General features: G+C 56.0%; 17 protein-coding genes and 1 rRNA gene. 10 read left to right on the top strand and 8 right to left on the bottom strand.

Annotation, left to right across the window (positions count from 1 at the left end; all coding sequences use genetic code 11):
- Window positions 1–82: 82 nt before the first annotated feature.
- The 3 genes from G449_RS0109950 to G449_RS16755 form a co-directional block, all read right to left on the bottom strand.
- Window positions 83–1,270, bottom strand: coding sequence for a glycosyltransferase family 2 protein (locus G449_RS0109950; protein ID WP_022659162.1), 1,188 nt, complete (start codon window positions 1,268–1,270; stop codon window positions 83–85).
- Between the two features lie 142 nt (window positions 1,271–1,412).
- On the bottom strand, window positions 1,413–1,799 hold the full coding sequence (locus G449_RS16760) for a hypothetical protein (protein ID WP_211215149.1): 387 nt from the start codon (window positions 1,797–1,799) through the stop codon (window positions 1,413–1,415).
- A 284-nt stretch (window positions 1,800–2,083) separates the two neighbouring features.
- Window positions 2,084–3,175 (bottom strand): glycosyltransferase, encoded by a 1,092-nt coding sequence (locus tag G449_RS16755; protein ID WP_034605537.1) that lies wholly within the window; start codon window positions 3,173–3,175, stop codon window positions 2,084–2,086.
- A gap of 230 nt (window positions 3,176–3,405) precedes the next feature.
- Here G449_RS16755 and G449_RS0109935 point away from each other — a divergent pair, with 230 nt between their 5' ends.
- The 3 genes from G449_RS0109935 to G449_RS0109925 are packed head-to-tail and all read left to right on the top strand — an operon-like array spanning window position 3,406 to window position 6,091.
- Window positions 3,406–4,431 carry a polysaccharide deacetylase family protein gene (locus G449_RS0109935; RefSeq protein ID WP_022659160.1) on the top strand — a complete coding sequence of 342 codons (1,026 nt, stop codon included), beginning with the start codon at window positions 3,406–3,408 and terminating at the stop codon, window positions 4,429–4,431.
- Complete coding sequence (locus G449_RS0109930) at window positions 4,431–5,198, top strand: alkaline phosphatase family protein (protein WP_027180891.1); 768 nt, start codon at window positions 4,431–4,433, stop codon at window positions 5,196–5,198. The genes G449_RS0109935 and G449_RS0109930 overlap by 1 nt, the downstream gene beginning before the upstream one ends.
- Window positions 5,199–5,233: 35 nt before the next feature.
- Window positions 5,234–6,091 (top strand): DMT family transporter, encoded by an 858-nt coding sequence (locus G449_RS0109925; protein ID WP_245170848.1) that lies wholly within the window; start codon window positions 5,234–5,236, stop codon window positions 6,089–6,091.
- Between the two features lie 174 nt (window positions 6,092–6,265).
- Here G449_RS0109925 and G449_RS0109920 read toward each other — a convergent pair whose 3' ends face one another.
- Entirely contained in the window at window positions 6,266–6,694 is a 429-nt protein-coding gene (locus G449_RS0109920) for a cupin domain-containing protein (protein WP_022659158.1), read from the bottom strand.
- Between the two features lie 365 nt (window positions 6,695–7,059).
- Here G449_RS0109920 and trpS point away from each other — a divergent pair, with 365 nt between their 5' ends.
- From trpS to G449_RS16745, 7 genes are all read left to right on the top strand, one after another.
- The gene (gene trpS / locus G449_RS0109915; RefSeq protein ID WP_027180890.1) at window positions 7,060–8,127 is read left to right on the top strand and encodes a tryptophan--tRNA ligase; all 1,068 of its coding nucleotides are present in this window, start codon (window positions 7,060–7,062) and stop codon (window positions 8,125–8,127) included.
- A gap of 164 nt (window positions 8,128–8,291) precedes the next feature.
- Complete coding sequence (locus tag G449_RS0109910; RefSeq protein WP_027180889.1) at window positions 8,292–8,732, top strand: MarR family winged helix-turn-helix transcriptional regulator; 441 nt, start codon at window positions 8,292–8,294, stop codon at window positions 8,730–8,732.
- 84 nt (window positions 8,733–8,816) lie between these two features.
- Window positions 8,817–9,218: a pyridoxamine 5'-phosphate oxidase family protein gene (locus G449_RS0109905; RefSeq protein ID WP_022659155.1), complete on the top strand. Its 402-nt coding sequence runs from the start codon at window positions 8,817–8,819 to the stop codon at window positions 9,216–9,218.
- Between the two features lie 199 nt (window positions 9,219–9,417).
- Window positions 9,418–10,056: a DUF599 domain-containing protein gene (locus tag G449_RS16750; RefSeq protein WP_022659154.1), complete on the top strand. Its 639-nt coding sequence runs from the start codon at window positions 9,418–9,420 to the stop codon at window positions 10,054–10,056.
- Window positions 10,057–10,618: 562 nt separating this feature from the next.
- The gene (locus G449_RS0109895; protein WP_159060465.1) at window positions 10,619–11,107 is read left to right on the top strand and encodes a hypothetical protein; all 489 of its coding nucleotides are present in this window, start codon (window positions 10,619–10,621) and stop codon (window positions 11,105–11,107) included.
- A 49-nt stretch (window positions 11,108–11,156) separates the two neighbouring features.
- A complete protein-coding gene (locus G449_RS0109890; RefSeq protein ID WP_022659152.1) occupies window positions 11,157–11,723 on the top strand; it encodes a lipid-binding SYLF domain-containing protein in 567 nt (188 codons plus the stop codon).
- Between the two features lie 478 nt (window positions 11,724–12,201).
- Window positions 12,202–14,373, top strand: a complete 2,172-nt coding sequence (locus tag G449_RS16745; RefSeq protein WP_034605535.1) for an EAL domain-containing protein — start codon at window positions 12,202–12,204, stop codon at window positions 14,371–14,373.
- Window positions 14,374–14,531: 158 nt separating this feature from the next.
- Here G449_RS16745 and G449_RS0109880 read toward each other — a convergent pair whose 3' ends face one another.
- From G449_RS0109880 to rrf, 4 genes are all read right to left on the bottom strand, one after another.
- On the bottom strand, window positions 14,532–15,335 hold the full coding sequence (locus G449_RS0109880; RefSeq protein ID WP_022659150.1) for an ATP-binding protein: 804 nt from the start codon (window positions 15,333–15,335) through the stop codon (window positions 14,532–14,534).
- Between the two features lie 86 nt (window positions 15,336–15,421).
- A complete protein-coding gene (gene cooS, locus G449_RS0109875) occupies window positions 15,422–17,317 on the bottom strand; it encodes an anaerobic carbon-monoxide dehydrogenase catalytic subunit (protein WP_022659149.1) in 1,896 nt (631 codons plus the stop codon).
- 242 nt (window positions 17,318–17,559) lie between these two features.
- Complete coding sequence (locus G449_RS0109870) at window positions 17,560–18,264, bottom strand: Crp/Fnr family transcriptional regulator (protein ID WP_022659148.1); 705 nt, start codon at window positions 18,262–18,264, stop codon at window positions 17,560–17,562.
- 1,728 nt (window positions 18,265–19,992) lie between these two features.
- A 5S ribosomal RNA gene (rrf, locus tag G449_RS0109865) occupies window positions 19,993–20,107 on the bottom strand.
- Window positions 20,108–20,137 lie beyond the last annotated feature (30 nt).

Raw genomic sequence — 20,137 nt, 5'->3', positions numbered from 1 at the left:
TTCATACCCTGTCACGGGCCGCATGCGCAAACAAAAAAGAATCTGGCAAACCACGCCTGCATCAGGAGTGGTTTCAACATTGCTATTTTGTTCCGTGACTGTGTTCAGAGCGCAGCACTACCCCGCCCTTGCCAACTTCATACCTTATGCCGTGCCAGACAATATTCCACGACTTTATGCTCTGCCAGTATACAGAGGTGAACATGCGTACGGCGTCCGCAAAGGCCATGCACCAGCGCCACAGCGGCACGGGCTTGGCAAGCAGACCACGCCACAGATGCAGCGCGCTCACCATCGCCGCCAGCCAGAACAGCCCCAGCAACACGCCGGCGCCGCTGCCCACGTTCACAATCCAGCCTAGAAAGGCCAGGGCCGCGCACACCATGGGCAGGGCCATCATAACACACATGAGGCCCAGCAGCTTCCACTGGCCGGGCATGCAAAACTTGAGAAAGAGTACCTGCCTGTCCATCCAGGCCCGCCAGACGGGCGCGGAGTGATTAACGGCATCGGTGTGCAGCAAAGCGCCGGGGCAGAGCCGCACCTTGGCGCCGCGCACCTGAAGCAGAGCCGTGAGCGAGCAGTCGTCCACCACGTTTTCAAGCCACAACTGCGCCACGCCGTATTTTACGTAGGCCTCGCGGGTCATGGCCATAGCGCCGCCCCACAACTGGGTAAAGGCGGACATGGCTTGCAGGTAGCGCATAAGCATGACGCACAGCGTATAGGCCAGCGTTACGGGCTGATCGTCGCGAGGCTCCACAACATGGTAACCGGTGCTGAACGAAGCCTCGCCCCTGGCCATGGGCGCCGCCAGATGCCGCAGAAAATCGGGTTCCGCCATGTGGGTGCTGTCGCAGAACACATAGACGTCCACTTCATCGCCCAGAGCGGCAATACCCTGAAGGCTGTTATGGTTTTTTTGCCCGCAACCCGTGGCGGTGCCTGCCACCACATGACGCAGAGCGGGAAAATCCTGCTTGAGTCTGCCTACAAGCTCGGCGGCGGGTTCATTTTCTTCCGCAGTAACGAGCACGGGGACAAAACGGGGGTAATTCTGGGTCAAAAGGCTGCGCAACGCGCCTTCCATGCGCAGATCGCGCCCGGCCACGGGCACAATCATGCCCACCGAGGGCCATTTGTCTTCAGGTATGGCGCGGTTGGCCTCGGCTTCTTCCTCAATACGGCGGGGCATGCTTTCGCCCCTGCGGGCCAGAATATACAACAGAGCGCATTGGGAGGTGGCCAGCAAAAACCATATCCAGAACATAGGCACTCCTTCATGTTATTGTTTGGATGGATCAGCAAGCGGCAGCAAGGGCATGAGACTTTGCAGCGATTGCGGCAAACGCATGTTAAGGCAAGGCATGCCGGGGCAGGATGTGAAAACGCCCCGCCCTCAGCGCAAATTTTTATTGGGGCAAGGGAGCGCAATCTTCTGGCGCAAGCGGCGCATCGTGGGTGCGCTTGCCCTCCAGACGCACGTTCATGCCATTCTTCAGGCTGATGACGCCCTCGACTTTATCGGCAGAAGCAAGACGCCCCTTGAATGAATGCCCGGATGAATGGTGCGCCTCAATATCGTTGTTACGCACCGTTCCATCTATGTGGTACACGTCAACCTTGCCGTTGTACAGACGCAGATGCACCACGCCTCGCACCGTGCCCTGAGCGGAAACACACACGCCAACACGGTATGTTGATGAATAGAGCGAGCCTGTCCAGAGTTCGCGCACTTCCACAGGGGTGTTGGCAGCGGACGTCGTTGCCGTTGCTGTATCCCCGGCGGGAAGCGGCATATTTTTCTGTTCGCCGCGCTGTCCCGCCTGGGAGCCGGAACTTTGGTCCTGCGTGGTTTGAACTTCGGCCGCGCGAGTCGCAAAAACACCCACGGTCATCAGGCAAAGGCAGACGCAAAGCGCCGCAAAACACAAAACTGCATACTTCAGCCGCGCGCGCCTGAGCCGTATTGCCCGCGTTGCCTGTGCAGCCCTGGAGCATGCACGCAGTGAATTTTGATCTAATTCCATATATTCCTGCGCCTTCCACACTTAAGTAGAAGACTGATTGACAAGTTCAGCCGTCAGTTGCGGCGCAAGCCAGCAAAAACGGCCTGATGCGCCTCCACCATGGCAGTGAAGGAAAAATCCCGCTCCACGCGCAAGCGCCCGGCCTGCCCCATGGCATCGCACAGCGCGCCGTCTTCGAGCAGACGGCAGCAGTTTTCCGCCAGGGCCGCCACATCGCCCGCCTGTGAAAGCAGGCCGTTCTGACCGCTCTCCACCAGCCGTGGAATGCCGCCAACCGATGTGGCGCACACGGGCAGGCCGCAGGCCATGGCTTCAAGAATCACATTGGGCTGACCCTCGCGCACGGATGAAAGTGCGAAGATGCGCCCAGCTGCATAGTGCCCGCGCATATCAAGCCCGCCGGGGATAAAGTCCACGTTGCCTCCGGCAGCGTGCTGCGCGGCCCACTGGTGCAGACTGGCCTCTTCCGGGCCATCACCCACAATGCGTAAACGCGCCGAGGGGTGACGTTGCAGCACAATCTCAAAGGCGCGCAAGAGGGTCAGATGATCCTTGTCGCCCGCAAGGCGCGCCACGCAGACAATCTCGGGCGCTCGGGCCGAGGGCGCAGCCCCGGACGGCGCAAAAAATTCCGTATCCACTCCGTTGGGGATGTAGCTCAAACGGGATTGCGGCAAGCCGAAATACAGTAAAATTTCATGCAATGCTTCGGAATTGCAGATCATATGATCCGTAAGCCGCCAAAGCCAGCGTTCATGCTGGCGCTTGGGGCCGCCGCCGCCTCGGCAGGTTCCCACAATACGCGGGGCTTTCTTCTCGCCAAGCCAGCCCAGCCGCCCCCAGATGCGCCCCCAGATATTGGGCAAGGCCGTACAGGGCACGATGACATCTGGCTGCAACCGGCGCAGCTTTGAATACAGGGCAGCAAAAAACAGGGGCGGCACCTTGCGGTCATGCCCCATGTGGTGCAGCTCTATGCCCGCATCCCGCGCGGCTTCATCCAGATCAGTGGGGCCAGTGAGCGTAAGCATGACCGGCGTAAAACGAGTTCGATCCAGGCGGCGGGCCAGTTCAAGAGTCTGGCGTTGCGTACCGCCATAACAAAGATCCTCCATAAAAAAGAGGATGCGCTGTGGGATGGTCATGCTTCTCCTTCAGATAACCGGACGGCTGAAAGTTACGGCGCAAAAGCCGAACAGCCGTATGCATTATTGTATGCATTCCGCCCGGTTTTGCAAGGCCGCCCAAGCCACCCCCTCATAATACGGTTAAAATACACGGAATTATTTTATGCCGCCCTAGGCAAGGCCCGCAGGTGAGCGGCTTGCGCGCGCCCCGCATTGCCATGCGCCCTGCTTGGGCTTACAATTAAGAAATGACTGACTGCACCAACGATACATCCTTCAATAATCAGGCAGACAAACCCGCCCTGCGCGTGATTGTGAGCCTTGATGTGGAAGAAGAGGGGCTGTTTTCCGGCAACTATGCGGCGCAAGGCTGCGGCGTGCGCAATGTGGCCCTGCTGCGCAGGCTTGCCCCCCTCACCAGCGAACTGGGCTTTCCGCTCACGCTGTTTTGCGCGCACACGGTTTTTGCCAATGCCGAAGCCTGTTCCCATCTGGCCTGGATGCGCGACCACTGCGATGCGGAAATCGCCGCGCACCTGCACCACTGGAGCACACCGCCTCTTGGGGACGACACGGCGCAGCCCGCCACGCAAAAACAGGGGCCGCCCACCCGCACAGACCGCCTGCCGCGCGAACTGCTGCGCCAGCGCCTGCGCACCCTGCTGGATGCCGGACGCGAATTTCAGGGCGCGGATCTGACCAGCTTCCGCATGGGACGCTGGGATCTCAAATCCGTTGTGCGCCCCCTGCTGACGGAGGAAGGCATCACTTTTGACAGTTCGGTATGTCCCTTGCGCGTCTTCCCTGACGGGCCGGATCACTTTCTTGCGCCTTCCGACCCCTACTGGCTTGAGGACGCCCCCGGCCTGCTGGAATCGCCGGTTACGCAGATTCCGCTTTCGCGCACGCTGGCCCGGCTGTGGCATGGGTGCGCCAGAGGCGCGGCCTGGGCCGATTCCTTTCATTTTTGGGGAGCGTTGAGCCCTAACCCGGTATGGCACAGCGCCGCCGTGATGCGGGCGGCTACGCGCCTGCACATGGCGCGCGGCGGACGGGTTTTGAGCCTGTTCTGGCATTCGTCAGAAATGCTGCCCGGGGGATCGCCCAACATTCCCGATCAAAAAGCCGCCGATGCCCTGTACAAAAAAATTTATGACTTTCTGGCGTGGCTGGCGCGCAATTACGCAGTGCGTGGACTCACCGCCGCCCAACTGCGAGAGCAGGCCCCCTGTCTTGATTTCGGCCCGCGCCCGACAGGCAAGGGAGACTGGTAATGCCCCGCGTGGTCTTTGTGCTGCTGGATGGCCTTGCCGCCGCCACGGCCCGCCGCTGCATGAGCTACATGCAGTCGCTCACCGATGCGGGTCTGGCGCGCCATACGGAGTTGCAAGGCGAACTGCCGCCGCTCTCCCGCCCCATTTACGCCACCCTGCTCACAGGCTTACGCCCGGCGCAAAGCGGCATTATGCATAATGATGATGCCCGGCTCTGCCCAGTGCCCACCATTTTCAGCCGCGCGCAGGCCGCAGGCCTGACCACCGCCGCCGCTGCCTACCACTGGATGAGCGAGCTGTGCAACGTGGCCCCATTTGAGCCGGGGCGCGACCGGATTACGGACGATGCGGCCTTGCCCATTGCCCACGGCCTGTTTTACTGCACCGATGCCTACCCGGACGATGAGATTTTTCACGATGCGGCCTGCCTGCGGCGACGCCATGAGCCGCATCTTCTGCTGGCGCACAGCATGGGCATCGACAACGCAGGCCATCTGCACGGCGCAAACAGCAAGGAATACCGGGATGCCGCCCGCAGGGCCGATGGCCTGCTGGCCCGCTGGCTGCCGGAATGGACGTCGGCAGGCTACGCGGTGCTGGTCACCAGCGATCACGGCATGGACGACGACGGCCGCCATAACGACAACAGCGAAGCCAGCCGGCGGGTTCCCCTGTGGCTGGCGGGCGAAGGGTTTAAAAACACCCCGCTGCCCACAGATCAAACGCAGATTGCAGGGCTTGTATGCCATGCGCTCGGCATTGAATAACACCCTGCACCTCCACCAATATTATGCGGCAGAACATGTTTAACGGCTATGTATGGATTTTGCTGGCAGCCCTGCTGTGGTCGCTGTTGGGCGTTGTTTCCAAGTTTTGCCAGCATGCGGGCGTATTGCCGCTCGAAACGGCCTTTTGGCGGGCGGCCATTGGCTGCGCCTTTTTCCTGACGCATGCAGCTCTGACCGGGGGCCTGCGCATTCCCTTGCGCCATGCCCTGACATTTATGCTCTTTGGCGCATGGGGCGTTGGGGTGTTTTTCGGGGCCATGCAAATGGCCATCAAGCTCAGCGGCGGCGCAACCGCCGTGGTGCTGCTGTATACGGCCCCGGTGTGGGTGGCTGTTTTTTCGCGCTTTCTGTTTGGCGAGCACATAACACGGCGCAAGGCGCTGGCCGTGTTCATTGCCCTTTCCGGCACGGTGCTGGTCTGTTTTTCCGGCGGCAGCCTGCCGGGCGAAACATCCCTTGAGGGCATTGGCTTTGGCCTGCTCTCCGGCCTGTGCTACGCCACGCACTATCCCTTTTACCGCTGGTGGCAACGCCGCTATTCCACAGCCAGCATTTATGGCTTCATGCTGCTGGGCGGTGTGGCGGCTCTGGGCTTCAGCGGCCCGGTGCATGTGGATCACACCCCGGACACATGGGGCTGGCTGTTCGCCCTGGGGCTGCTCACCTGCTACATGGCCTACATCTGCTACGGGCAGGGGCTGAAACGCATCAGCCTTGTGCGGGCCGCCGTTACCTGCCATCTGGAGCCTGTACTTGGCACTCTTTGGGTCTGGCTGTTCTGGAATGAAAGTTTCAGCGCATCCGGCTGGTTGGGCGGCGCGCTGGTTCTCAGTGCGGTATTTCTGCTGACCACGGACAAAACCAGCGAATAGTGCAGATAGCTGGATGATATTGCCCTAAAGCCCAAAGTGCCCCCCCGAATAAAACCCGCCCTACCAAATACAAACCCCATCAGACTTTCAAAGATGCAGCGTACGGACTGCCGTGCTTTGTTTGCCTGATGGGGTATATTTATCGGGCTAATCCAGCCCTGACAGTCCGAAGCGCTAACGCTGGCCGATCACATCCAGAAATACCAAAGGCACGTTGCCGCTGCATTTGAGCGCATGGGTATCGCCAGGACGGGCTATTGTGATGTCGCCGCCTTTTACCGGAGTTTCCTTGCCCGCGCTGTCGGTGAACACGCCCTCGCCGGAAACGATGATGTAAGCGTCTTCATTGTTTTCATGCTTGTGCATGCCAATGGAAGCGCCCGGTTGCAGGGTCATCCAGCCGATTTCCTTGATGACCATGTCTTTGGAGGCATCGTTGCGGGTAAAGCCGAACTGGCCGAACAAGGTTCCCTGGCCGCCCGCCACCTTATCACGGTTCCAAGTTTTCAAGGAATCCTTTGGGTAGAGCTGCGGTTCGCCCGCAAGAGCCGTTCCGGCAAATACCAGTGAGCACAGCGCTGCGGCAAAAAGCATCTTTTTCATGATCGCACTCCCGTTACATGAACAATCTCTATAAATACACATAACGCAATGGAATCACAGAACAACAAAAACGTATCGGCAAACAGGCGGCAAGCTGCTGCTGACGCCCAGACCATACGCCCGCACAATGCCGCCCGCAAGTGAATAATTTCCCAATCAAAACGCCGAAGTCTCGCCCTTACCGGCCTTGCCCCTTGTGGCCTGCGCATGCTTGGTGTATAGGCAAAAGCCTACGCCCTGCTAAATGTGCAAACATTGCGGCACGGTTGCATATTTATGGAGCAAGCCCGCTCCGTACTGCAAAAAATTCACGCATGGAGGCTGCGTTCCTGATGCCCTTGCCCAGAGGACATACGCAGAACATTATGAGCAATATCATTCTGACCGGGGATCGCCCCACGGGTAAGCTGCACATCGGACACTTCGCCGGATCGCTCAAACAGCGCGTTTTGCTGCAAAATTCTGGCAAATTTGATGAAATCTACATCATGCTGGCCGATGCGCAGGCTCTGACCGACAATGCCGACAATCCTGAAAAAGTGCGCAACAACATCCTTGAAGTGGCGCTGGACTACCTTGCCTGCGGCATTGACCCGGAAAAGTCCTCCATCTTCATCCAGTCGCAGTTGCCGCAGCTTTATGAGCTGAGTTTCCACTATATGAACCTTGTCACCGTGTCGCGCCTTCAGCGCAACCCCACGGTCAAGGCAGAGATTGCCCAGAAAAATTTTGAGCAGAGCATTCCCGTGGGATTCTTCACCTACCCCATCAGTCAGGCGGCAGACATCACGGCTTTTGAAGCCACCGCCGTGCCGGTTGGCGAAGACCAGAAGCCCATGCTGGAACAGACCGTGGAAATCGTGCGCAAGTTCAACAGCACCTATGGCGAAACCCTGGTGGAACCGCAGATCCTGCTGGAACAGAACGCCGCCTGCCTGCGCCTGCCCGGCATTGACGGCAAGGCCAAGATGAGCAAGTCCATCGGCAACTGCATCTATCTGAGCGACTCCGAGAAGGAAGTTCACGACAAGATTTTCAGCATGTTCACCGACCCCGGGCACCTCAAGGCTTCCGACCCCGGCAAGATTGAGGGCAATACCGTGTTCACCTATCTGGACGCCTTTGCCGTGCCGGAAGACTTTGCCAAGTTCAATTCGTCCTACCCCAATCTGGACGAAATGAAGGCCCACTACCAGCGCGGCGGCCTTGGCGACGTGGCGGTGAAGAAGTTCCTCAACGAGGTCATGCAACAGATCCTCGGCCCCATCCGCACCCGCAGACAGCAATACGAACAGGACATTCCTTTCGTCATTGACGTGCTCAAGAAAGGTACGGAAAAGGCCTACGACAAGGCCGCCAAAACCCTTGAAAAGGTTCGCCGGGCCATGAAGCTGAACCATTTTGAAGCTGGCCTCAAACTGCAATCCAAATAAGCAGCCCACTCAGGCGGGCTGCCCGAAGCGCAGATAATTGCGCCGTGTCATGCCAGTCATCCCCGGCACTGCCATCAGGCGGTGCCGGGGATTTTTGCTTTTTCTGCGGTGCGCTGCACATGACAGGCTTGACATTAGTTCTATATCGAAATAAATTGCCCCCCATGAAGACGGATCACATTGTTGCGCTCATAGGCCGGGTGCGCGAGCAAGCCAACAACCTTATAGTTGCCGAGCTTGAAAAGCGCGGGCACAGCGGCATGGCCCCCTCTCACGGCGCCATTTTGCAGGCCCTGTTTACGCGCGGCCCCATGCATATGAGCGCACTTGCCGAGGCAATAGGCAAACAAAAAAACACTGTGACCACACTGGTCGGCAAACTGGAGCAGGCGGGCTACGTAACCAAATCTCCCTCGCAGGAAGATTCGCGGGTTACGCTGGTTTCACTTTCCGCCAAAGCTCTTGCTGCCAAGGCTGATTTTGACGCCATTTCCCAGACGCTGCTTGATGCCGTGTGGGGCGACATGCCCCAAGCCGACAGGGAAACCCTTGTTGCCGGGCTGGAAAGAGTGCTGCGCAACATCAGCCTGAAAACCATATTCTGATACCCGCAAAAGCATCCAACGCACTGTGCTTTGGATGTTTTTTTGTGAAACAATAGTTCGATATAGAATAAAATGGAGAATATCATGCAAAAAGTAATCGACTTTCTTTCAGCCAACACCACGGTTTTTCTTGCCACTTCTGATTCCGGCGCGGTCCGAGTGAGGCCCTTTCAGTTTCAGTTTGCGGAAAATGGCCGTCTGTGGTTCTGCACCGCGCGCTCAAAAGAAACCTTTGCCCAGCTGCAGAGCGACCCCCGACTGGAGTTTGCCTGCATGTCGCCCAAGATGGAAACCCTGCGCGTAAAGGGTCAGGCCAATCTGGACGATGACATGGCGATCAAGCGGCGCATCATTGAAAACAACGGGCTTGTCCGCTCCATCTACGGCTCGGCAGAAAACCCCGATTTTACGGTTTTCAGTGTTGATCACGGCACGGCCTTCATGTTTGATTTCAGCGGCAACCCGCCTCAGTCTTTCAGCTTCTAGAACGATAAACCGCACCTTCAGCCCCGCATGTCACGCAAAGCTACTCTCAATGGCTGGCATGTGTGGCTGAAGGTGCGGCCTCCCGGCAATGGTCATGCCTGCCCCTATCAGTACATTGGTTGCTTCGGATCGGCATGCGGGGGTATACAGAGATTGCGGGCAAAGGCGCAGTGACTTTTACGCCTTCGGGGGGGTTCAGATGTATACTTTTGACCTGCTGTGTTTCTGTATTTCTGTGGCTCTGTACGCCGCATACAATCTCTATATCCGTTTCAGGGAATCATCCAATCCCGGCTACACAATCCACGGCATATCGCGGACGGCAAGGGTTAAGTGGGTGGAGTCCATTCTTGAAAAAAAGAATGGCATTCTTGCCGTGCAAACCCTGCGCAACGCCACCATGGCCTCGACCTTCATGGCCTCCACAAGCGTTTTGCTGGCTGTTGGCGTGCTCTCCCTTACAGGCAATGGGGAAAATGTCCGGCATACATGGCACTCGCTGAACTTTTTTGGTTCTGTGGAGCCGGGCATGTTTGCCTTCAAGATTCTTGCCCTTTTGCTGAATTTTTTTCTGGCTTTTTTTTGCTTTGCCTCATCTCTCAGGCTCTACACGCATGTGGCCTTTATGCTGGGCGCGGAAGCCGGGCAGCAAAATTCTGACCAGCTTGGCAGCATGGCAGAAAAATACCTGAATATGGGTGCAAACCATTTTTATTTGGGAATGCGCGCCTTCTATTTCACCGTGCCGCTGGTTTTCTGGATTTTTGGCGCGCAGTTCATGATTTTTGGCACTGTCTTTTTGATCAGCATTATTTTTGTTCTTGATAAAACGCCATGACATAAATCTAATCAGATATAATATTGAAATATCTTCAACTGATACCCTTGGTAATCTCGTAAAAAAATCTGCATTTAAGCACAAGTTAACGTATCTGCATGCAGACTACGTTTAACTTTTCATCACTACCGCCATATAAATAAAACATACTGACAGAAATAACAGCACATACGAAAATATTATCCGTATTTCAGAACCAAATTCTATCTTCATGGTTGCAGCACAGCGCATTTGCCTGTCTGATATGAACGACTTTTGTAAGCATAATTAACGACGTACTCACAATTGTTATCACTAGCATGCGTGTTTTATATGCAGTGTAGTTATGTTCACGCACTGTTTTAACCTTGACGCACGTTAGATATAATTGACGGCGTAATATGCAAGAGGTACTTTATTCTCGTCAAAAAATGTTTGTAATCAAATGAAAAAGTCAACCATGGGAGGGAAAGGCATGAAGATTGTATTTTCTGGATTGGTGCTAGGACTTATGGCTATATGTTTGGTGGCTTGCAGCAAAAATGCCCCTCAACCTTCTGCCCAGCCAAATGAAACGCTGGTGATGAGTTCTGAAGTTGAGAGCACGGTGGCAAAGGTTGAAGCTGTTGACCTCAAAGCCCGCAAGGTAACCTTGAGCAGCCTTCAGGGCGATTTGTTTATTATTCATGTGAGCAAGGAAGCCGTTAATCTGCGGCGCGTAAAGAAAGGAGATATGGTAGATATTTCCTACGGGCGTGAACTGACAGTGTGGTTGGCGGAGCCTGGTTCTGTGGCTGACGAACAGGCTACGGCTGTTGTCAGGGCCAAACCCGGATCCCAGCCGCAGGGCATGGGAGTAAGGGAATCAAACTTTACCGCCAAGATACTTGCCATGGATAAAGTCAACGAGCTTGCCAAGCTTGAACTCGCCAATGGTTCTGTGGTGGTGGTCAAGGTGCAAAATCCAGAGAACCTCAAAAAGCTTAAGGTCGGGGATACGCTGGGCATAAGCTATCTTGAGGTTGTTGATATCGCCGTACGGAAGGGCTCCAAGCAGGGCTCCAAGCGTTGATTTTATAAGCCTGGTGTTTTCAGGGCCATATTAACGAGGGGAATGGTCAATGAACGGGAAAATTCTTCGGCGTTTGATGATCTTCTTATCCCTGCTTGCACTCATGGTCGTTGCTCTTCCCGCGCCCTCCATGGCAGACAGCGCGGCATCCATCAATTATGATGTTACTGCTGCGTTAAACCAGTTATACGCTTCAAGCCCTGCGGCAAAAAAAATGGGAAGCACTGCCAAGGGAATCCTTGTCTTTCCCAATATAGTCAAGGGCGGCCTTATCATTGGCGGTCAATTCGGCGAAGGCGCCCTGCGGGTTGGAGGCAAAACCAAGGGCTTCTATCGTAGCGTTGCAGCATCCTACGGGCTGCAGGCCGGTATACAGAAGTTTGGCTATGCTCTGTTTTTTCTTTCGGATGATGACCTGAAGTATCTGAAAAGCAGTGGAGGATGGGAGATAGGTGTCGGCCCCAGCGTGGTTGTTGTGGATGAAGGAATGGCCAGATCGTTTACCACGACCACGGCTCGCTCTGGGGTGTACGCATTTTTCTTCAACCAGAAGGGGCTAATGGCCGGCTTGGGTATTCAGGGCAGCAAAATAACTGAAATACATCCGGGCAAGTAGCCTCTGTTTTTCACATACTCAAAATTCAGCCTTTTGAAATGCATAAACGGCGGCTTACGGTTCAAGGTAAGCCGCCGTTTTTCTTGCGCATGCGGTAGAAGATAGTGAACCATTGATGTGGCATACTCTTTATTGTGCTCAAGCTTGCAAGTGCACTCACCACCAGAACTGCCTGCCGATCTGCCCTCCTCCCTTTCTTCTGAAAATCGTACGATCTTTGCCGCTAACATCCCTGAGCGCTTGATTGTTTTTTATCCTGATATTACACAGGTTGATAATAAGTCATCCAACATGCATGGCAGGATCGCTCAAACAGATATTTCTGCCGGGTGCAATTGCAGACAGCTTGCAGGCTGGCGCGGCGAACCCTGATGCCGTTGCCTTTATGAGGTCTTTGACACGAATTCGATCAAACGGCTCACAGCCTGACCGTACGCACTGAGCCGTAGAAGGTGGACTTGCAAGCGACATACTGCATATGAACAGCAAACAGTTAGTCCAATCCCTCTTGTGCCTGCTTGATAATTTGAGCGGGAAGCCATTTTTTCTTGCCATACGGCGAGGGCTGTTCATTGTTTTGCCGCTCATAATGATCGGCTCATTCACCCTGCTGCTACGCAATTTGCCCTTTGAAGCCGCGCAAAATGCCGTTGACGCACTGCTCGGCCCCGTGGGAATGCGCGCGTGCGACACCCTTGTGGCAGGCACATTCGGCATATCCGCCCTGGCCCTGGCCTGTGCACTGGGCGGCGCCAGCGCCATGCGGGCCAACCTGACCAACCCCTCTGCCCCAGCCGTCAGCCCCATGCTGAGTTCGCTGGTGGTTCTCTCCTGCTTTTTTGTCATTGTGGCGCCGGAAGAAACAAGTTCCTGGACCATCAGCTTTTCCATGGACAGAGGCCTTCTGCTTGCCATGTGCGTGGCGATGGCAGGCAGCGCCGTATTTGTGCGCCTTGCGCGGTACCGGATTTTTCATCTATCGGAAGAAATGGCCGGGCATGATCCGGTTGTGCGCGACGTGGTCACGGTTATGCCTGCGGCCATGGCAACAATCTTGCTTTTCGGGTTTATCCGCTTTCTGCTGACGCTATGGGGAGCAACAGACCTGCATGCAGCAACAAGCAAACTGCTTACCCTGCCCTTTCAGCATAGCGGCAATGGCCTCGGCTTTGGCCTGCTCTACAGCTTCACCTCGCAGGTGCTCTGGTTTTTCGGCGCTCATGGCCCCAACGTGCTCAATTCTGTGGATGTGAACATCCTCAGCCCTGCGGGCCTCGTTAATGCCAAAGCCATAATGCATGGCAACGAGCCGCCTTTTGTTTTTACAAAAATATTTTTTGATACATTTACGCGCATGGGCGGCTCTGGCTCCACCCTGGCCCTGTGCTTTGCCGTTCTGGTACGCTGCCGCGACTGGGGTATGAAAAAACTCTGCCTGCTGGCGCTGGTCCCGGCCCTGTGCAACGTCAATGAGCCACTTATTTTTGGCATTCCCCTGATGCTCAACCCCGCATTTGCCATTCCTTTTCTTCTGGTGCCGGCGGTACAAACCGTAGTGGCCTACCTCGCAACAATTATTGGCTTCGTGCCGCATACCACGGTGGGCGTTGCCTGGACCACCCCCCCCCTGGTCAGCGGCTATGTGGCGACTGGCAGCATCAACGGCTCCATTTTGCAGATGATTAACCTTGGGCTGGGCTTTCTCATATATCTGCCCTTTGTGGCCCTCTCTGACGCTGTGCGCGAAAAGCACGGCAAACAGGTCATGCATAGCCTGCTGCAAATTGCCAGCCGCTGCGATTCTGGTTCTTCCGACAATCGCAAGTGCCTAAACATTCCCGGCGAAGTGGGCCGCCTGGCTCACACGCTTGCCAATGACCTTGAACGATCGCTTAACGCCAATGACGGTCAACTTTATCTTGTATTTCAGCCACAGTGCGACCATGCAGCAAAACGCGTGGCAGGCGTGGAAGCCCTGCTGCGATGGGATCACCCCATATATGGCCCGGTGGCCCCACCCATTATTGTTGCGCTTGCCGAAGACACAAACCTCATTGACCGGCTGGGCAAGTTTGTACTGCTTGAGGCCTGCAAACTGCGCGCGGCATGGAATCCCACGGTTCCGCATGACCTTGTGATCGCCGTCAATATCACTCCCAGCCAGCTGCGCAATGCCAACTTTGCCCAGATGGTGCTTGGTACGCTGCACGGTCTGGGCCTTACACCCACCCAGCTTGAACTGGAAATTACGGAATCTTCCATTCTGGAGCCAGACGCCCGCACCCTTGATCTGCTCACCCGGCTGCGTGTGCTTGGAGTACGCCTTGCCATTGATGATTTCGGCATGGGGCACACATCGCTGCGCTACATACGCGCATTCCCTGTGACAACGGTCAAGGTTGACCGATCCCTGACGGAAAGCCTCAACAGCAACGTGCAGGAACAGATCGTGCGCAGCATTCTGGATTTGAGCCGCAGCCTGCGCATAACCACTGTGGTGGAGGGCGTGGAAGACGAGCAGCAGTTGCGCATTTTTACGGGCATCGGCTACCATACGTTTCAGGGCTATTATTTCAGCCGCCCGCTTTCTGGCGCGGACTGCCTGGACTTTGTGCTGCGCTACAACGGACAAACGGATCTGGAAGCCTAAGGCAGCAGCAGATGTTTTTTCTGCATGCCCCATCACGCAAAAAGCCCCGGCATAACCGGGGCCTGAACTTCATGGCTTGAATTCTCAAAAATCTGCCGCAGTTATCCCCTGCAAGACAGGGTCAAGGCCGCTTGTTGGGCAAGCCTGCGCTCCCTTCGTTAGACGGATTCGCCTTCAATTTTTTGCAGCAGGCTGGCGCAAAAGCTATCCAGCATCTTTTCTGTTTCATCGCCCAGCCCCAGAACAGAACCGGAGCGCAACTGGCGCGCCCGTAGCGCCTCAAGATCAGGCATACTGATGCGCTGTTGCGGCAGATCGGCAATAGGCGGCAGGTCTGCGACCTGGTCAGGAGTGGCCTTGTTCAGCACCAGCACCTGACGGTGCAGGCCCAGATCTCCAGCCATACGGGCAACCTCCGCCGCTGTTTCCAGCGAGCGCATACTCGGCTCGGATACCACCAGCAGGGCATCCACATGGGCCACGGTTCCCCGGCCCAGGTGCTCCACACCGGCCTCCATGTCCACCAGCACCCATTCACGCCTGTCGAGCACCAGATGCGCCAGCAGGGCCTTGAGCAGGGCGTTGCTTTCACAAGCGCAGCCGCCCCCGGCGCTGGTCAAGGGCCCCATGACCAGCAGGCGTTTGTCTCCTGCTGTTTTCGCCCCTTCCCCCACAACAGGCATGGGGGCTGACAGAGCCTCGGGCAGATCGCTGACATGCGGATCAAGATCCATCATGCCGCCCTTGCCTGCGGGGCGAATGCGTTCTTCAATCAATGCGGCGCGCTGGGTGAGGGCCTCCGGCAGATCAGCCCGCGCCAGACCAGAGGCCTGCCCGAGCGAAAGCGCCGTGTCGGCATCCACAAGCCAGACTTTTTCTCCGCGCCGCGCCAGATAATCGCCAAGCCAGGCGGTGATGGAGGTTTTGCCCACGCCGCCCTTGCCAGAAATGGCAATCTTCATGCAATCCCCCTGTGGTTTATTACTTGTCCTTGCGCCTTACACAGGGCGGACAGGCCCTGCCCACCCGCCCTGCAAAAAACACTGGCCTAGGGTTGCAGGCCAAGACCCTGCCGCTTCTGACGGATGCGCGCATCCAGCAGATCAGCCGCCTTTTCGGGATCGTCATTGACCACAAAGGATGCGCCCACAATCTGTTCCAAACCGTTCAAGGCTATATCCGTCACCTTTTCCGAGCCGAGAATGTTGGGCGGCAGGCCCAGATGCGTGTAAATGCCGCTGGCAACCGCATAAAGGCCTATGGCCGCCGCTTTTTCAGAATACCATTCCGGCGAGGATGCGCCCACGGGCAGATCGGAAATATCCACGCCAAGGGCATTGGCGATCAGCGCGCACAACTGCAAAATACGGGCGTTGTCCACGCAACTGCCGAGGTGCAGCACAGGCGGAATGCCCAGCGCCCCGCACAGTTTTTGCAGCCCCGGCCCGGCCATGGAAGCGCCCTCGGGCACCAGCAGCCCGGCCTTGCCCGCCGCTGTGGTGACGCAGCCTGTGGCCAGAACCATAATATCTTTTTTGATAAGCGCCTTCATGAGGCCCACGTTGGCCGAGTCGTGCTTGATCTTGGGGTTGTTGCATCCAACCACGCCCACAAACCCGCGCACAGTGCCAGCCTTGACGGCATCCAGCAGGGGGTCAAGCGAACCGCCCAAGGCCTCAAGAATGGCCTCGTTGGAAAAACCGGTCATGATGCTGACAGGTTCGCCGGGGATTTCCACACGCTTGGGGTCACGCTCCAAGAATGCATCCACCGCCATGCGTACGATCTTGCGGGCTTCTTCCCGCGCATTTTCGGGATGGAAATTAAAATGGATGGCCCCGGTAAAGCGCGCCTTGGCGGCGGTGTCGATAAAGCGGGTGTGATAGCAGCCAGCCACCTGCACGAGGCTCGGCATGATGCACTGGTAGTCCACCACCACAACTTCCACAGCGCCGGTCACGATTGCCAGCTCCGTCATCAGGTGGTTGCCCGCCATGGGGATGCCCTGCCGCATGAGCAGTTCATTGCCGGTACAGCACAGCCCAGCCACGGTGATGCCGGTTGCTCCGTTCTTTTTGGCAAGCTCGATCATTTCAGGGTCACGGGCAGCGTCCAGAATCATCTCGGACACCACAGGATTGTGGCCGTGCACCAATATGTTGACCGTGTCCTTTTTGATTACGCCAAGGTTGGCGGTGGACATCTTGGGCTTGGGAGTACCAAAAAGCACGTCGCACAGCTCCGTGGCGATCATGGAGCCAGCCCAGCCATCGGCCAGGGCGCAACGCGCCGCATGCAGCATGGTATTGGGCGCATCGTTATCGCAGCCCATGTGGGTGCGGTGCATCATTTCGGCAATTTCGCGGTCAACGCCGCGCGGAGTTATGTCGAGTTTTTCCCACAGCTCGCGGCGCTTGGCCGGAACCCGGGAGACAAAATTGACCGCCTTGCGCCTGCTGCCAAAATCGCTGTAGCAGGCATCCACCACATCGGCGGCCACATCAAGGGCATCGCGCCCCTCTGTTGCAACGCCCAGTTCGGCAGCAATACGCCGCAGTTTGGCCTCGTCCCGAATCTGGTAGCCGGGGGCGCGGCCTTCCACCACGGCCTCCAGAGCCTCGATCACATCACGTCCGTGATCGGAATGCCCGGCAGAGCCGCCAGCGATAAAACGGCCAAAGTTGCGGGCCACAATCACATCGGCGTCTGCGCCACACACGCCGCGAGAAAGTTTTCCACCAGGCTCGGCCTTGGCACTGATGCGGCACGGCCCCATGACGCAGTTGCGGCAGGTGGTGCCAAGCTCGCAAAAACGGCAATGCGGCGTTTGCTGATCCAGCCTGTCCCAGGCAGTTTCCACGCCATCTGCTCTGGCCTTTGCCAGCATACTTTTGGCATCATCCCATATGGACATGTCATTGATGTCGCGCTTCTTGCTTTCCATAGCTGCCCCACAAAACTTGAGGTTACACGGCGCGCCAAGTCTGCGCCGCTATCTTTGTCATACTGGTATCACAGTCAGGAAAGAGCGTCTGTCAGATGTGCGACAAAGGCACGGCAATGATTTTTATAGCATATTAATAATTTGAAATTATTATATTATTTTTAAATATGCCATAAAAATAATAGCAAAATAGTCTGAAATTGAGAGGTTGAAATGCCAGAGCAGAAGAAAATCTTGGCGGGTTAGTCCAGAAGTTCGCGAAGACGACCTTCGTCGAGAATGCAATACACGCCGCGCTGCTCCTTGAGCAGAATGCCCGAGCGGGTCAGGTCGGTCAGCAGGGTGGAAATGGTCTGGCGGGACGCCCCGAGGGTCTGGGCCAACATCTCGCCCGAAAGCTGCAGGCGGGCGCGGCGGCGGCCATCAGGACCGGGGGCGTTTTCTTGCGCGGCAGAAACAAGATGACGAGCCAGGCGGGCAGAAACATCACGCAGAGCAAGGCCATCCACAATACTAAACGTATTTTTGAGAATACCGCCAAGCACCCGCACAACAGTCACCGTAAACTGCGGCACGGACATCATGCGCTGGTTAAACGTGGGCGTGTCCACCAGCAGGATTGTGGTATCTTCCACAGCCTGAACCTGTGCGCTGGAGTGGCTGACGTACACATCGCCCGGTTTGAGAAAGGCGAGGGTAAATTCCTTTTCGCCATAGGCAAGATATACGCGCACAAGGCCCTTGCTCACAATGAACACATAATTGCCGGCTGTCAGCCGTTCCCCTGCTGAAGAAACTGACGTTGGGGAACTTTCCAGCTCTTCATCATAGCTGGGCGTAAAAATCATGCTGTTTTTGGAGAAACTGCGCTCATGAAAAGCGGAAAGCAGCGAGGAGAATTCCGGCTTGGCCAGTTCATCCAGCAAATTGACTGAGGTAAACTTCATGGAATTCTCCTGCGTCCAGCATACTCATGGATTCTCGAGGGATACACGGTATGACAAAATTTGCTCGGCCATTCCACTTCAACCCGGCGTTACTGATTTAAACATATAGTCCATGCGCAAATTCGTCAAAGATTTCGCTGTGCATTGGAGGTTGAGAAGGATGCAGAACTAATTTTTTTTCATGCTCAGTACGGCGCACAGAACTGCCTGAACGCAGAACCGGAAGGAATTTATAAATTCTGCTTTCAAGTGGTCGAGAATTAGCTTTTGAGAATTAGCTGTAATTTGTTGGCCTTTGAGCACGGGATCCTGTCTCCCCGCCGGGTTTGGTGCGCCTGTCGGCGGGCGATTTATGTTCACCATGAATTGATTTTTTGCTGTCCTTCAGCATTGGGGTTCGCCCCAGGCGAAGCTTGGGACGCCTGTGCGGTGGGCAATTTAGGTTCACCGTAAAGCTGGAGTCTTTGCTGCCCTTCGGGCACGAGATTCCGCCGTCCGGCGGAGTTTGGGACGCCTGTGCGGCGCGCAGCAAGGCGGGGCCTGTTATGGGGCTACGCCCAACAATCTGCTGCCAAACACCGCGCTGCGGGTTTGGGCCGCCATCGGCGGTATAACCGCCGGGCGGAAAGTCACGGATATCCGTCGCTGACGGCGCGGCAAAGCCGCGACCTGCTCGTGATTTCTGGTCGTGTTGACTTCGTCAACACTCCGGCCCACCATGCATCCCCCACGAAGCACCCCCAAGAGGGACTGTCAATAACCTCGGTGTGGCGAGGGCGACGCGGCAGTTGCTCCGGGAGCTTCCCTCCCTTGCTGCGCGCGGTCAGGCGATCTCCCTCCGCGCCGCGTAAATGCCTGATGACGCATTTACTTTGGATAAAGTCCGTTTCAGCAAACTACCCTGATAACAATTATACAGTTAAAACTGGCCGTTGGATCAAACTGCTCTCACAGCAATAATTGTTGCATCGCAAAAAATCTGGCTTCGCTGTGATCATCATCACGGGCAAGACGTGTTGATTACTCCCCCTCGTCACCTCGAAGCGAAAGCCCTACGACTAATAATGCCAATGGCGAGTCGATAACATCATATGTCTTTTGCAGGCAGTAATTAAAGAAAGCTTACAGAGTCAGGTTCAACACATTCGGGCGAGCAGTTACAATGAACTAGTGAAAAATTATGTTGCCACGGAAAACTTGATTTGCTGTGGTCGTGACCAGAAACAGACCCTGAAGTCACTTTCTGTTGGTCACTCCTCCTGCCTTTCAAGGGTCAGAAATGTGATGATTATGGCGTCGCCTCCCCCCTTGCCTTTCAGTGGTCGAGATCAGGTGGTGGTCGTGCGTTGCCTATAGCATCTTATCTTTTGCAGGTCGTGATCAGGAGATGGTTGTGGAGCTGCCATCCTTAGACTCGCCGGAGCGTGAGCGGAGGCGATGTGCGGGTGTTGGGCGAATTTGCAAAATACGCATTTTTGTGGACTGACAAGGAAAAATTAGTTTTTTAAGCGCAGCGTACTTCAAGTACGTGAGCATTAAAAAACTAATTTTGACGCAGGCAGGCCCAAAAAGTCGGGTTTGCGTAAATGCGGCTGACGGGCTCTGGACGCGCTACCAGAGAGGAACGATAAAAATCGAGGGGGAAAAAAGAACGGAAGGGAGGGGGTAGTAGAAGGAGGAAAAGACAAAGCCCCTTGCGCTTTGAGCAGCAAGGGGCTTTGGAGCAATCGTTGACAGCGGCCTACTTTCCCACATGACGTTATGCAGTATCATCGGCGATGGAGAGCTTAACTTCCGAGTTCGGAATGGGATCGGGTGTACCCTCTCCTCCATGGCTATCAACGAAATTTGTCAAAATATTAATTGACAGGGA

This window comes from Desulfovibrio desulfuricans DSM 642 (assembly GCF_000420465.1).
In the GTDB taxonomy this organism is placed as follows: domain Bacteria; phylum Desulfobacterota; class Desulfovibrionia; order Desulfovibrionales; family Desulfovibrionaceae; genus Desulfovibrio; species Desulfovibrio desulfuricans.
This window is presented reverse-complemented; position numbering and strand designations above follow the sequence as displayed.